Consider the following 13,693-nt stretch of genomic DNA (forward strand, 5'->3'; position numbering starts at 1 on the left):
TCGGCCGTTCGGGGTATAACGCGCCATGGCCTTCAGGTTGACGCCGCACGAACGCGGCTTCTACCCCCTGTTCACCCGCGCGGCTGAGAACATCGTCCGCGCCGCCGACGAGCTTGCCGCCCTGGTGGCGGCCGAGCCGGCAGAGCGGCCGATCATCGCGAAGCGGGTGAAGGACGCGGAGAACGCGGGCGACGCGCTGACCCACGAGATCCTCGTCAAGCTCAACTCCACGTTCGTGACGCCGTTCGACCGGGAGGACATCTACCGCCTCACCTCGTCCCTAGACGACGTGGTCGACCTGATGGAGGAGGCCGCCGACCGGATCGTGCTCTACCGGCTCGGCGATCTCCCCGCCGGCGTGCGCACCCAGGTCGCGGTGCTGCAGCGGGCTGCCGCGGCCACCGCGGAGGCGATGCCCCACCTGGCGACGATGGCGGAGCTGCGCGAGTACTGGGTGCACGTCAACTCGCTGGAGGACGAAGGCGACGTGGCCTACCGGGCGTTGCTGGGCGACCTGCTCGCGCCGCCCGATGACGCCCCGCCGGCCGACGTGCTCTCGGTCCTGAAGGTCAAGGAGGTCGTCGAGACGCTCGAGCAGGCGGCCGACGCGTTCGAGACGGTGGCCAACACCGTCGAGAGCATCGCGGTGAAGGAGTCCTGAGTGGAACTCGCCACGATCATCGTGGTGATCGTGGTGGCGCTCGTGTTCGACTACACGAACGGCTTCCACGACGCGGCGAACGCCATCGCCACCTCGATCGCGACCCGCGCCCTCACGCCGCGGGTCGCACTCGCCATGGCCGCAGTGATGAACCTGATCGGGGCGTTCCTCGGCACCGAGGTCGCCTCCACCGTCGGCAGCGGCATCATCGATGCGCCTCAGGGCATGTCGGGCCTGGTGGTCGTACTGGCCGCGCTGGTCGGCGCCATCACCTGGAACCTGATCACCTGGTGGTTCGGGCTGCCCTCGTCGTCGTCGCACGCGCTGATCGGCGGCCTCGTCGGGGCCGCGCTCGCCTCTGCGGGCGGGGTGCAGTGGAACGGGGTGCTCGAGAAGGTCGTGATCCCGATGGTCGTGTCGCCGGTGGTGGGGTTCGCTCTGGCCGCGCTGCTGATGACGACGATTCTGTGGATCTTCCGCAACCGCAGGCCGCACCGGCTGACCCGCGGCTTCCGCCACGCCCAGACGGTGTCCGCGGCCGCGATGGCGCTGGGCCACGGCCTCCAGGACGCCCAGAAGACGATGGGCGTGATCGTGCTCGCGCTTGTGGTCGGCGGCTACCACCAGGGCTTCGAAGTCCCGTGGTGGGTCGTCGTGCTCGCCGCGGGCGCGCTGTCGGCGGGCACCTACGCCGGCGGCTGGCGGATCATGCGCACGCTCGGGCGTCGGATCATCGACCTCGACCCGCCGCGCGGCTTCGCGGCCGAGGCCACGGCGTCGGCGGTGCTCTACACCACCGCGTTCGCCTTCGCCGCACCGATCTCCACGACGCAGACGATCACGTCGTCGATCCTCGGCGTCGGCGCGACGAAGCGGCTGTCGGCGGTGCGCTGGGGCGTGGCGGGCAACATCGTGGTGGCCTGGGTGCTGACGATCCCGATGGCGGCACTGGCCGCGGCGCTCGCGTTCTGGGCGCTCCACGCGCTGGCGGTCTGACCCCCGCTAGGCGATCACGCTCGCCGCGAGCCGGGCGCGCTCGGCGTCGACGTCGATGGTGGCCGGCGGGAACTTCGGGTCCATCTCCCCCAGCGTCTCGGCCAGCAGCTGCGCGACGACCCAGTTGCGGTACCACTTGCGGTCCGACGGCACCACGTACCAGGGCGCGGCGTCGGTGTCGCAGTGCCGCAGCGCGTCGGCGTAGGCCTCCTGGTAGGCGGGCCACTTCGCCCGCGCGTCCAGGTCGCCCGGGTTGTACTTCCAGCGCTTGCCGGGGTTGTCCAGCCGGGCGAGCAGCCGCTCCGCCTGCTCCTTCGGCGAGATGTGCAGCATGCACTTGACGATCGTGACTCCGCGCGCGGCGAGGTCCGCCTCGAACGCGTTGATCTCGGCGTAGCGGCCGCCCCAGACCTCCTCCGGGACGAGGTCGTCGACCCGGGCGATGAGCACGTCCTCGTAGTGCGAACGGTCGAACACCCCGATCTGCCCCGGCGCGGGGACGTGCGGGCGGATCCGCCAGAGGAAGTGCTGCTCGAGCTCCTCGGGGGTGGGCTTCTTGAACGAGGCGATCTGCAGCCCGAGGGGGTTCATCAGCCCGGCGACGTGCCGGATCGCCCCGCCCTTGCCGGAGGTGTCCATCCCCTGCAGGACGAGCAGGACCGACCGGGTGCCCCCGCCGGTCGCCTCGGCGTAGAGGGCTTCCTGCAGGTCGTCGAGCCTGTCGTCGAGGGCGCGCATGGCCTCGGCGGCCGCCGCCTTGTCCTGCGGGCCGATGGGCGTGCCCCGGGGGTCGAGGGCGGCCAGGTCGGGATCGGCGGCCACCCGGAAAGTCTCGCGTGCGGTGCTCCCCATCCCGCCGACCCTAACCGCGCTGGCAGCGTGGTGCCGCGCGGCGAACACATGCGCCGGGGGCCGTCTCCGTCATCGCCGGATCGAAGCTACACGTGGTGGTGCCTCCCGGGCCCGCGGCCGCGCGGCGTGCGGGCCCGGGGGCTGCCGACGAGTGGGTGCATCTCGGCGCCGCGGGGTAGCCGATGGCGTCCGGGCCGGAACCACCGCTTGATCCACGCCAAGAGTGCAGCCACTCCGGCTACGGTTGTTCGGTCTCGACCGAGGAGGCAGGGACGATCGCGGGGATCCCATGGGGAGGGATCTGGGTGGAGCCGAACCGACAGCTGCGGGCCGCGCGAGGGGCGCACCCGTCGGCCCGTACGCCCGGCCACCCGCTCAGCCGTGGCGAGCTGGCCGAACTGATGGCCGCTGAGATCTACCGGCGCACCGGCCGCGTGGCACCCGTGGACGCCCATTACGTGGCCAAGCTGGAGCGCGGCGCGATCCGCTGGCCCGGCGAGGAGTACCGGGCAGCGCTGCGCGCCGTTCTCGGCATCGACACCGACGCCGTGCTCGGCTTCCATCCGCCCGCCCATGCCAACAGCGGCGGCGCTTCCCTGCCACCCGCCTACGTCCCCGACGGGCTGCTGGAGCTGGCCGCCCGCGCGGAGGTGTCCGACGTCGGCGCCGCGGCGGTGGAGTCGTTGGAGGAGGTCGCCGAGCTGCTCGCGCGGGCCTATGCGAGCACGCCCCCGAACGAGCTGCTGGTGCAGGTGCGCCGCCGCGCCGCAGAGGTGTCGGCGCTGCTGGACCGGCGCACCACGCTGGCTCAACGGCGGCGCCTGCTCGTCACCGGTGGGTGGCTGGCGTTGCTGGGCGCCACGGTGCTCGTCGACCTGGGTGAGCGGGCCGGCGCGGCGGCGGCCCGCGCGTCCGCGGCGTCCCTGGGACGGGAGACCGAGCACCCCGAGCTGGTTGCGTGGGCGGTGGAGGTCGCGACCTGGACCGCGCTGATCGACCAGGACTGGCCGCGCGCGGCCCGGCTTGCCGCCCAGGGTGAGGCGCTCGCCCCGACCGGTACGTCAGCTGCAGTGCAGTTGTCCGCCCAGCGGGCCCGCGCCGCGGCCCGGCTCGGCGACGGCGCGACGGTGCGCGCGGGGCTAGCGCGGGCGGAGGCGGGTGTGGACCACCAGTGCGGCGGCCGCCCACGTGATCACCATTTCGTGTTCGACGGGCGCAAGCTCGACGGTTACACCGCCACGTCGCTGGCCTGGCTCGGTGACCCCGCGGGCGAGCACGTGGCCCGCGAGGTCGCCGCCCGCTACGCGGATGGACCGGCCCGGCGGCTGGCCACCGCCCGCGTCGACCTGGGGCTGATCCTGGCCCGCGACGGGCGCCCGGACGAGGCCGCGCACCTGGGCATGCTCGCCGCGGACTCCGGCCGGTTGGTGCCGTCGAACGCCTGGCGCGTGGCGGAGCTGGATGACGTGCTGGCCGACCACCGCGACGTCGCCGAGGTCGCGGAGCTGCACGAGCGCGTGCGGGGCGCGCGGTCACGACAGGGGCCCTGAGCGACGGGAACGTGGGGGAACACCGAGGCGAACGCCCTGGCCGTTCGCCCGTGGCCTGCCCTACGCCGTGGCCGCCGGGCTGCCCGCCTCCGGCTGGGCCTCAGTGGCCGCGCGCAGGTCGATCTCCAGCACGAACGGTTCCTCGATGCGCAGCGGCCGGTCCCCGCCCGCCTCCGCGTACTCGTGGTACCGCCCGCCGATGATGAGCTCCGCGACGGCGAACGGGACGTCGTGGTCGATCAGCAGCGAGTACGGGATGCGGCTGCGGGCGTAGAGCTGCGGTTTGAACATGCGGTCGGCGGCCCCGTGGTCGCGGCCGACGACCTCGATCACCATCAGCGCCGCGGTGCCGTCGAGCACCCGGGCGGCCGAGTCCTCCGGGGTGTCCCCGGTGAGGTCCTCCCCCGCCGCCGTGACGACCAGGTCGGGCACCAGCACGCAGTCCGGTCCGAGGCGCAGCGGCACCGGGCCGACGACGCGCAGGCCCTCGGGGAGCGCGGCCGCCACGGCCTTCCGCACCCGGTCCACGACAGCGGCCCGCCGTTCGGTGACGTGCGGCCCGACGAGCAGGGTGCCGTCCACCACCTCGACGCGGCCGTCGTGGGCCAGTGCGAGGTAGGCGTCCTCGGTCCAGGGCCCCTCGTGGTCGAACACGTCCACAGCAGGCCACCTCTCACGTCGTCGCAGGCCATCGGCGGGGACATGGTGACATGCGACACCGGCCAGGTCTCAGGACGTCCTGGAGTGCCCCCCGATCGGGACGACGAGCGGCGTGCCGGCCACCGGGTCCGGGATCACGCGCGCCGCGAGCCCGAACACCTCGGCGAGCAGTGGCTCGGTGATCACCTCGGCCGGCTCCCCCGCCGCGACGATGCTGCCCTCGCGCATCGCGACCAGCCGGTCGGCGTAGCGGGCCGCGAGGTTGAGGTCGTGCAGCACCATGACGACCGTGCGGCCGGCCTCGGAGTGCAGTCGCCGGACGAGCTCCAGGACGTCGACCTGGTGGGCCAGGTCGAGGAACGTGGTGGGCTCGTCGAGCAGGAGCAGGTCGGTGCCCTGGGCGAGCGCCATGGAGATCCAGGCGCGCTGGCGCTGCCCGCCGGACAGCTCGTCGACGGGGCGCTCGGCGAGGTCGGAGATCCCGGTCCACTCCAGCGCCTGCGCGACGGCGTCCTCGTCGTCGGCCGACCACTGCCGGTACCAGGCCTGGTGCGGGTGCCTGCCGCGGGCCACCAGGTCGCCCACGGTAAGGCCTTCCGGCGCTGTCGGCGCCTGGGGCAGCAGCCCGAGCACCTTCGCGACCTCGCGGGTGGGGATCCGGTCGATCCGCTTGCCGTCGAGCAGCACCTGGCCGCCGGAGGGCTTGAGCAGCCGGCCCAGCGCCCGCAACAAGGTGGACTTACCGCACCCGTTCGGGCCGATGACGGCGGTGATCGTGCCCGCGACGACGTCGAGGTCCAGCCCGTCGACCACGGTGCGCTCGCCGTAGCCCAGCCGCACCTCCTCGGCGCGCAGCCGGACGGTCGGGGCTTCCTGGGCCGGCACGGCGGTCTCCACGTCGGTCTGGGTCATGCGCGGGCCCTCCGGCCGTGACGGGCGAGCAGGAACAGCAGGTACGGCGCACCGAGCACCGCCGTGACGATCCCGACGGGCAGCTCGGTGGCCCCGAACGCGCTACGGGCGATGAGGTCGGCGACGACGGTGAGGGAAGCCCCGATCACCAGTGACGCGGCGATCGGGGGCCGGGCCGACCCGACCAGCCGCAGGGCGATCTGGGGCGCCACCAGCGCCACGAACGCGATCGGGCCCGCGGCCGCCGTGGCGACCGAGGCCAGCCCGACGGCCACGAACAGCAGACCGGTGCGCGCGCGGTCGACCGGAATGCCCAGCCCGCGTGCGGTGTCGTCGCCGAACTGCAGGCCGCCCAGCACGTGGGCGAGCAGGAGCGCGGCGGGCACCAGGACCGCGAGCGCCACCGCCACCGGTACGACGTGCTCCCAGCCGCGGGCGTTGAGGCTGCCGTTGAGCCAGACGTAGGCGCGGGCGGCCTCGAACACCTCGGCCACCACGAGCAGCCAGTGCACGACCGCGATCAGCATCGCGTGGATGCCGATGCCGACCAGCACCAGCCGGAAGCCCTGCACCCCGCGCCGCCAGGCCAGCAGGTAGATCGCGGTGGCGGTGACCAGTCCGCCGACCAGCGCGGCGACCGGCAGCCCGGCCGCGGCGAAGACCGCCCCGACGGTGCCGAACCCGCCGCCGAGCACGATCACGAACACGGCGGCGGCGCTGGCGCCCGCGGTGAAGCCGATGAGGTCGGGGCTCGCCAGCGGGTTGCGGGCGATCGACTGGGTGATCGCCCCCGCGACGGCGAGCGCGGCCCCGACGAGCGCGCCGGTGAGCGACCGGGGCAGCCGCAGCTCCAGGATGATGAACTGCTGGGCCTGCTCGCCGCCGCCGAGGAGCACCGCGAGCACCTCGCCGACGCTGATCGGGAACTCGCCGCGGCCGATGTTGACCGCCATCGCGAGCACCAGCACCGCGGTGCCGATCGCCAGTACGAGTACCGAGCGCGGCCGCCACACGACCGAGAACCGCCCGAGCCGCAGCGCCGGGCGGCCCGCCACGCGCATCGGCGGGCGACGCGGCGACGCCGGCTTGTCGAGGACGGCCATCAGATCGCCACCATCTTCCGCCTGCGCACCAGCCACACGAAGAACGGCCCGCCGACCAGCGCCAGCACGATCCCGACCTGCAGCTCACCCGGGCGCACGACCACGCGGCCGATGATGTCGGCCAGCAGCAGCAGCACGGCACCCGCGAGGGCCGACGCCGGCAGCAGCCAGCGGTAGTCGGGCCCGGTGAACGCACGCACGATGTGGGGCACCACGAGTCCGACGAACGCGATCGGGCCGCACGCGGCCGTGGCCCCGCCGGCGAGCAGGGTGATCGCGACGATGCCGAGCACCCGCGTGCGCAGGACGGAGTGCCCGAGCGAGCGGGCGACGTCGTCGCCGAGGGCCAGCGCGTTCAACGCAGGCGAGCCGGCGAGCCCGATCGCCGCCCCCACCAGCAGGAACCACACCACCTGGCCCGCGATCTCGGCGTCGCGCCCGGCGAGCGAGCCGACGGCCCAGAAGCGGTACGCATCGAGCGTCTGGACGTCGATGAGGATGATCGCGGACGTGAGCGCCAGCAGCAGCGCCGTGACCGCCGTGCCGGCCAGCGCGAGCGCCACCGGGGTGGGCCCGCCGCGCCCGACCGAGCCGAGCACGAACACCGCGGCGCTGGCCCCGAGCGCACCCACGAAGGCGAACCAGATGTAGCCGTAGAGGCTGGTGACGCCGAAGACGTAGATCCCGATGACCACGAGGAACCCCGCACCGGCGTTGACGCCCAGCAGCCCGGGATCGGCCAGCGGGTTGCGGGTGTGGCCCTGGATCAGCGCACCCGCCATGCCGAGTGCGGCGCCCACCAGCACGCCCAGGAGCGTGCGCGGCAGCCGCAGCGCCCGCACGACGATGTCGTCCTCGGTGCCGGTGGGCGCGATCAGCGCGTCCCAGACCGTGCCGAGCGGGATCGCCTTCGCGCCGACGGCGATGCTGGCCAGGCAGCAGCCGGCAAGCACGACCACCAGCAGCGCGAGCCCGAGCAGCCGGCGCGCCCGCAGCGGGCGTCCGGCCGGCGGTGCGGGGGCCGGCTGCGCGGCGACCACCGGAGTCTTCGTCACCAACGATCCTCCGGGGTCGCGTCGGGCGTGCTCGAACGGGCGTTGCTGAAAGGGCTTCGCTCACCATAGGTGAGGCTGCCCTAGGAACCAACGTGGGCGGCGGTTCCGCCGCGTCGCCCGGTCGGGATCTGCGTCACGTGTTGGGATGGTGGGATGCACCGCCTGCTGCCGCCCGCCGACACCGGGACCGGTGGCCGGTCCGACGAGCCGCTCGACGGACCCCTCGACGATGCCGCGCTCGCCGCGCACTACGCCTACCCCGACGGGCTCACCGCCCCCTGGGTGCGCGTCAACTTCGTGGCGAGCGTGGACGGCGCCGTGTCGGTCGACGGCCGCTCCGGCGGGCTCGGCTCCCCCGCCGACCACCGGGTGTTCGTGCTCCTGCGCGAGCTGGCCGACGTGGTGCTCGTCGGCGCGGGGACCGTGCGTGCCGAGGACTACCGGGGCGCCCGGCGGCCCACCCGCGGCCGCGACCTGCCGCCCGCGATCGCGGTGGTCACCGGCTCGGCCGACCTGGACCCGGGCAGCAGGCTGTTCACCGACACCGCGGTGCCGCCGATCGTCCTCACCCTCGACAGCGCCCCGGCACAGCGCCGCGAGCGGATCGCCGAGGCGGGCGGCGAGGTCGTCGTGCTCGAACGCCTCACCCCCGACCTCGTACTGGGCGAGCTGGCCCGGCGCGGCCTGCACCGCGTGCTGTGCGAGGGCGGTCCCACACTGCTCGGCGAGCTCGTGGCCGCCGACGCCGTGGACGAGCTCTGCCTGACGGTGACCCCGCTGCTCACCGGCGGGACCGCAGGCCGGATCGCCGTCGGACCCGAGGGCACGCACCCACGTCCGTTGCAGCTGGTCGGAGCGCTGCACGAGGAGGGGACGCTCGTGCTGCGGTACCGGCGAGCTACTCCGATCGTGTGACTTCCCGGGAGGGCACCCCGGGTGCCAGCGTCGTACTGACGACCATGCAGAGCGACATGACAAAGGAGCGCGCGATGAGCGAGAACACGGCGACCGCCACGACGAAGGCCCCCTCGACCACGTCCTCCTCACCGGCCCGGCTCGCCGACGACACCTCGCAGGGCAAGACCACGATCGCGGCGTCCGTCGTCCAGAAGATCGCCGGCATCGCGGCCCGCGAGATCTCGGGCGTGTACTCGATGGGCGGCGGCGTCTCCCGGGCGTTCGGCGCGATCCGCGAGCGCATCCCGGGCGGTGGCAGCACGGGCGCGGCGAACATCGCGGGCGTGCAGGTCGAGGTGGGTGAGAAGCAGGCGGCGGTCGACCTCGACATCGTCGTGGAGTACGGCGCCTCGATCGTCGAGCTCGCCCGCGCCGTGCGCCGCAACGTGATCAACGCGGTGGAGCGGATGACGGGCCTCGAGGTCATCGAGGTCAACATCGCCGTCAACGACATCCACCTGCCCGACACCGACAACGGTGACGAGCAGCCTCCGGCCCCGACCGCACGGGTCGAGTGACCCCGGTCCCGCCGCCGCTGCTCCGATGAGGAAGGACGACCAGGTGCAGGCGTCCACCGGTTCCGCCGACCCGGCCGCGCTCGCCGAGCGCATCGCGGCCACCGTGACCGCCCATCCCGCGGTCGCACGGCTGGACGGCGGCATGTTCGGCGCGGTCGCCACCTACCTCCCCGGGCGGCGGCTCACCGGGGTGCGCGTCGGCGAGGGCGACGAGCCGGTCGAGGTGGGCGTGGTGCTCTACCTCGACCGGCCCATCCCCGACGTGGTGCGCAGCCTGCGGCGGGAGGTCTCCGGGATGTGCGGCGGGGCGGCGGTCGACATCACCGTCGCCGACGTCGCACTCCACGGGGAAACGGAGTGAGCGACGAGGACCGCGCCGCGGCGATGCGCGCCCGGGAGCGGGCGGCCTACCGCGCGTTCGTCCGCGAGAACCACCCGGACCGGGGCGGCGACCCGGACGTCTTCGTCGCCGGCCTGGCCCGGTTCCGGTCCCTCGCCGAGGCGAACGCCGACCACCCCGACGACGCGCGCTACGACGCCCCCGTCGAGGTGGTGCCGCCGATGTCGCTGCCGGTGCGCGTGGGCGTCGCCCTGATCCGGACCTGGCACCGCCGCAGGCGGCGCCGCGTGGAGTGACCCCGGCAACGGTGCTCCCGGGAACCTGAGCGCACCCACCAGCGTGAGGAGAACCAGATGAACGGCACGCAGACCGGTCTGTTCGCCGGCCTGATCCTCGGCCTCGCCGGGGCCTTCGGCGGCTTCGACGCCTTCCTGATCGTGCTGATCGTGGGCGCGATCGGCCTCGTCGTCGGCCGGGTCCTGGACGGTCAGCTCGACATCAACGCCGTGCTCGGACGGGGTCGGGACCGGTGAGCGAAAACGGGGTCGCGGTGGAGGACCGCGGCCGGCTCGAGATCCACCCGTCCGTCCTCCGCAAGATCGTCGAGCACGCCGCGGACCAGGTGCAGGGCACGCTGCGCCACGAACGGCGGCTCGCGGGGATCGACGTGGGCGAGACCGGCGCCAGCGCGAAGATCATCACCGGGTCGGGTGACGCCCGCGCCGTCGACGTGCGCCTGGAGCTCACCCTGCAGTACCCCGCCCCGGTCCGGTCCGTCGTCGCCGCGGTGCGCGCGAAGGTGGGCGACGAGCTGCAGCGGCTCGCCGGTCACCGGGTCCGCGCCCTCACCGTCACCGTCGCCGGGCTGCGCGGCGCCCCCACGGGCGCCGCCCGAACCCGCTGACGACCTCCCCGCCCGGCGGGAGGCCGCCCCAGAAGCCCAGGAGGAACGACATGCGCGTGCTGCTGCGGGTGCTCGCCCCGCTGCTCGGCCTCGCACTCGCCGCCGTGGGCGTCCTCGTCGTGATCGAGGTCGTCGCCGCGTGGGTGCGCCCGGACGCCGCCACCGGCGTGGTCGTGCCGTGGCGCGACTGGCGCGCGGTGCTCGAGGACGTGACCTGGGCGCAGAGCCCGGTGCCCGCCATCGCGATCGGCGTGGCCGTCGTCGGGCTCCTGCTCGTCCTGCTCGGCGTCATGGCCCGGCGCTCCGACATCACGCTCGACGGGCCGGTCCCGGAGGTCACCGTGACCACCACGCCCCGCGTGCTCGCCCGGCTCGTCGGCAGGCGCGTGCGCGCCACCGACGACGTGGCCGCGGCGTCGGTCACCGCGTCCCGGCACCGGGTCGCCGTGTCCGCACAGAGCTGGGGCGCCGCCACCCCCGACCTGCGGGACGCGGTCCGCACCGAGGTGACCGAGCTGATCGACCAGCTCCCGCTGCACCGACGCCCCCGCGTCGCGGTGTCGGTGCAGGAGCGGAAGGGACCCCGATGATGCCCGGACCGGTCGACCTCGAGAAGACCACCCCGATCGGACCCGAGCCGCCTGCCCCCGTGGAGCCGGCACCGCGGCCCGCGACGCTGCGCAGGCGGGCCCGCGCCGCGATCGCCCGCTCCGCGGCCCGCGACCGGTCGCTCACGACCCTGATCGGGCTGATCCTGCTCGCCGCGGGCGTTCTGGTCGCCCTGCTGTCCTACGGCGTGTTCGGCGCCGGCCGGGCCGGCCGTCCCCTGCTGGACCCGGTGATCGTCGACGCGCTGCGCGCCCAGCCCCTCGTCGCGCGCGTCGTGGCCGTCGTCGTGGGCGTGCTGCTGCTCGTGCTCGGCCTGGTCTGGGCCGCCCGGTCGCTGCGCCCGGAACGCAGGCCCGACGTCGTGCTCGACGGCGGCCAGGACACCGCGATCGTCGTGAGCTCGCACGCCGTCGCCGAGGCGGTCGGCAGCCAGGCCCAGGGCCTCGCCGGGGTCGGCCGGGCGCGCGCCCGCATGGTGGGCGGCGACACCGCCCCGGCCCTGCGCATCACCCTGTGGCTCGCCGACGACGCCGACGTCCGGGACGTCCTCGATCGCCTGAACGACGAGGTCCTCGGCCCCGCCCGCGACTCGCTTGGGCTCGCCGCACTGCCCGTGGCGGTGCGGCTGGAGCTCGACTCGGGCAGCGCACCGCCCCGCGTGGCGTAGTCCGTGGATCGTGGGCGGAAGGCGGCACCCCCGGCCCCGAATGGCAGCAAGGTGGCGATACTGCCGTCCAGTGACAGTATCGCCACCTTGCCGGCATCTGCCGGCGTGCTCGGCCGGCTGGGTTCCCGTTCACCGTCCCCACACCGCCAGTGCGGCACCGTGTACCCGACCAGCAGGACCGGGAGGGCACGTGGCACGAGCACCGCACCGCGCGGTGGCAGTCGTCCTGGGGTGCCTCGTCGCGCTGGTGGCGGGCTGCACCGTCGGCCCCTCCCAGCGGCCACCGGTGGCGGTGCGCGGCGAGAGCATGCCCCCGGCGGCCGGCCCCACGCTCGCGCCGGACGAGGCCGAGATGCTGCCCGAGCCGCAGGAGCAGCGGGCGGCGATCCCGTTCTACGAGTGCACCGAGGACACCCTCGTCACGCTGCCCACCCCGATCCCGGCGGACCGGCAGCTGCGCATGGACTGCGGTGAGATCACGGTGCCCGCCGACCCGGACCAGTCCGGCATGGGAGGGGTGACGCTCGGCGTGCTGCGCGTCGGCCTGGCCGACGCCCCCGAGGACCGGCCGCCGCTGCTGGTGCTCGGCGACACCGCACAGGAGCCGTCGGCCCGGCACGCCGCGATCGTCGCCGGGCAGGTGTCACCGGCGCTGCTGGAGCGCTTCACCCTCGTCGGGCTGGACCGTCGCGGCTCCGGCCTGGACGTCCTGGACTGCGCCCCGGACACCGCCCGCGCCGCGCTCGTGGACGCGGGCACCGGAGCCGCGACCGCCCCCGCCCTCGCCGCGCTGCTCGAGGAGGCCCGCGCGGTCGTCCAGGAGTGCAACCTCGCGCTCGACGGCGGGCTCACCGGCTACCGCACCGCGGCCACGGCCGCCGACGTCGAGCTGCTGCGCGCAGCGCTGGGCGTCGACCAGCTCTCTGCGGTGGGGACGGGCGACGGGGCCGGCGCGCTGGCCGTCTGGGCCCGCACCGCGCCCCGGGCCGTCGGGCGCCTGGTGCTCGACGGGCCCCCGCACCCCACGCTCGACCAGCCCGACCTCGCTCAGACGCAGGCGGCGGCCGCCGAGGCCGCGTTCACGGCGTTCGCGCTCGCGTGCACGGGGCAGCCGGACTGTGCGCTCGGCGCCGACCCGCGGGCCACCGTCACCGCGCTGGTCGACCGGCTGCGGACCCAGCCGCTGGCGGCCGTGGACGGGCGCAGGCTCACCGCGGGCGCCACCGTCACCGCCCTGCTGATCGGGCTCGGGGAGCCACGGGGCTGGCCCGCGCTCGCCGCCGCGCTCGCCGCCGCGGGGACCGGTGACCCCGGCCCGCTGCTCGCCGTGCTCGACCCGGTGACGGGTCCGCGCGGCCGGTTCGACGCGATGCTCGCCACCACCTGCAACGACACGCGCCGCCGGATGGCCCCGGGCGAGGTCGCCGACCTCGCGACCAGCTGGCGGACGTCCTACCCGCTCTTCGGTGGGACGTTCGCGATGCGGCTGCTGGCGTGCGCACCGTGGCCGACCGGGGGGCCGGCGCCGGCTGCCGGGCGGGCGGAGGGCGCGCCCCCGATCCTCGTCATCGGGACCGCGGCCGACCCGGCCAACCCGCTGGACGGGTCCCGCCGCGCCGCCGAGTCGATCGCCCCGGGCGTCTTCCTGAACTGGCAGGGAGCCAGTACCGGAGCCTATCCCCGCACGCCGTGCGTCCGCGCCGCCGTGGACGCGATGCTGGTCGACGGCGTCGTGCCGCAGGCGGGCACGCTCTGCCCACCGTGACGCCGAACCCGCGGACAAGTGTCATCCCTGAAGGAGCGGGGCCGGTCAACCCCCAATCTCGTTCTTGATCTTTCTTCTTGTTCTTCTGCTGCTTCTCGGCCTGCTTGTGGGCGCGCCGGGGTGAGGCGTCGGGGTCAGGGATCG

General features: G+C 74.7%; 17 protein-coding genes. 12 read left to right on the forward strand and 5 right to left on the reverse strand.

What is annotated here, in order from left to right:
• Positions 1-25 precede the first annotated feature (25 nt).
• Together KME75_RS15255 and KME75_RS15260 are read left to right on the forward strand one after the other, a co-directional pair.
• Positions 26-661, forward strand: coding sequence for a DUF47 domain-containing protein (locus tag KME75_RS15255; protein WP_219415413.1), 636 nt, complete (start codon positions 26-28; stop codon positions 659-661).
• Positions 662-1,657, forward strand: a complete 996-nt coding sequence (locus KME75_RS15260; RefSeq protein WP_219415415.1) for an inorganic phosphate transporter — start codon at positions 662-664, stop codon at positions 1,655-1,657.
• A 6-nt stretch (positions 1,658-1,663) separates the two neighbouring features.
• Here the strand turns inward: KME75_RS15260 and KME75_RS15265 are convergent, their stop codons facing one another.
• Positions 1,664-2,509, reverse strand: coding sequence for a PPK2 family polyphosphate kinase (locus tag KME75_RS15265; protein ID WP_219415417.1), 846 nt, complete (start codon positions 2,507-2,509; stop codon positions 1,664-1,666).
• A 305-nt stretch (positions 2,510-2,814) separates the two neighbouring features.
• Here KME75_RS15265 and KME75_RS15270 point away from each other — a divergent pair, with 305 nt between their 5' ends.
• The gene (locus KME75_RS15270) at positions 2,815-4,059 is read left to right on the forward strand and encodes an NsdA family TPR-like regulatory protein (RefSeq protein ID WP_219415419.1); all 1,245 of its coding nucleotides are present in this window, start codon (positions 2,815-2,817) and stop codon (positions 4,057-4,059) included.
• 60 nt (positions 4,060-4,119) lie between these two features.
• Here KME75_RS15270 and KME75_RS15275 read toward each other — a convergent pair whose 3' ends face one another.
• From KME75_RS15275 to KME75_RS15290, 4 genes are all read right to left on the reverse strand, one after another.
• Positions 4,120-4,719, reverse strand: coding sequence for a Uma2 family endonuclease (locus KME75_RS15275; protein ID WP_219415421.1), 600 nt, complete (start codon positions 4,717-4,719; stop codon positions 4,120-4,122).
• 69 nt (positions 4,720-4,788) lie between these two features.
• Complete coding sequence (locus KME75_RS15280) at positions 4,789-5,631, reverse strand: ABC transporter ATP-binding protein (protein ID WP_219415423.1); 843 nt, start codon at positions 5,629-5,631, stop codon at positions 4,789-4,791.
• Complete coding sequence (locus tag KME75_RS15285; RefSeq protein WP_246632142.1) at positions 5,628-6,734, reverse strand: FecCD family ABC transporter permease; 1,107 nt, start codon at positions 6,732-6,734, stop codon at positions 5,628-5,630. Before KME75_RS15285 ends, KME75_RS15280 begins: the two co-directional genes overlap by 4 nt.
• Entirely contained in the window at positions 6,734-7,789 is a 1,056-nt protein-coding gene (locus KME75_RS15290; RefSeq protein WP_372452604.1) for a FecCD family ABC transporter permease, read from the reverse strand. The genes KME75_RS15285 and KME75_RS15290 overlap by 1 nt, the downstream gene beginning before the upstream one ends.
• A 153-nt stretch (positions 7,790-7,942) precedes the next feature.
• Between KME75_RS15290 and KME75_RS15295 the strand changes: the two genes are divergently transcribed.
• From KME75_RS15295 to KME75_RS15335, 9 genes are all read left to right on the forward strand, one after another.
• The gene (locus KME75_RS15295) at positions 7,943-8,704 is read left to right on the forward strand and encodes a pyrimidine reductase family protein (RefSeq protein ID WP_219415425.1); all 762 of its coding nucleotides are present in this window, start codon (positions 7,943-7,945) and stop codon (positions 8,702-8,704) included.
• A 74-nt stretch (positions 8,705-8,778) separates the two neighbouring features.
• Complete coding sequence (locus tag KME75_RS15300) at positions 8,779-9,264, forward strand: Asp23/Gls24 family envelope stress response protein (RefSeq protein WP_219415427.1); 486 nt, start codon at positions 8,779-8,781, stop codon at positions 9,262-9,264.
• A gap of 25 nt (positions 9,265-9,289) precedes the next feature.
• A complete protein-coding gene (locus tag KME75_RS15305) occupies positions 9,290-9,625 on the forward strand; it encodes a hypothetical protein (RefSeq protein ID WP_219415429.1) in 336 nt (111 codons plus the stop codon).
• Positions 9,622-9,900 carry a hypothetical protein gene (locus KME75_RS15310; protein ID WP_308282799.1) on the forward strand — a complete coding sequence of 93 codons (279 nt, stop codon included), beginning with the start codon at positions 9,622-9,624 and terminating at the stop codon, positions 9,898-9,900. The genes KME75_RS15305 and KME75_RS15310 overlap by 4 nt, the downstream gene beginning before the upstream one ends.
• Positions 9,901-9,957: 57 nt before the next feature.
• Positions 9,958-10,137, forward strand: a complete 180-nt coding sequence (locus tag KME75_RS15315; protein ID WP_219415436.1) for a hypothetical protein — start codon at positions 9,958-9,960, stop codon at positions 10,135-10,137.
• Positions 10,134-10,508: an Asp23/Gls24 family envelope stress response protein gene (locus KME75_RS15320; RefSeq protein ID WP_219415437.1), complete on the forward strand. Its 375-nt coding sequence runs from the start codon at positions 10,134-10,136 to the stop codon at positions 10,506-10,508. The genes KME75_RS15315 and KME75_RS15320 overlap by 4 nt, the downstream gene beginning before the upstream one ends.
• 50 nt (positions 10,509-10,558) lie before the next feature.
• A complete protein-coding gene (locus KME75_RS15325) occupies positions 10,559-11,098 on the forward strand; it encodes a DUF6286 domain-containing protein (protein ID WP_219415438.1) in 540 nt (179 codons plus the stop codon).
• The gene (locus KME75_RS15330) at positions 11,095-11,784 is read left to right on the forward strand and encodes an Asp23/Gls24 family envelope stress response protein (protein ID WP_246632143.1); all 690 of its coding nucleotides are present in this window, start codon (positions 11,095-11,097) and stop codon (positions 11,782-11,784) included. The genes KME75_RS15325 and KME75_RS15330 overlap by 4 nt, the downstream gene beginning before the upstream one ends.
• A 214-nt stretch (positions 11,785-11,998) precedes the next feature.
• Positions 11,999-13,549 (forward strand): alpha/beta fold hydrolase, encoded by a 1,551-nt coding sequence (locus KME75_RS15335; protein ID WP_219415439.1) that lies wholly within the window; start codon positions 11,999-12,001, stop codon positions 13,547-13,549.
• The last annotated feature ends 144 nt before the right edge of the window (positions 13,550-13,693 follow it).

Source organism: Pseudonocardia nigra (genome assembly GCF_019396355.1).
Lineage (GTDB): Bacteria > Actinomycetota > Actinomycetes > Mycobacteriales > Pseudonocardiaceae > Pseudonocardia > Pseudonocardia nigra.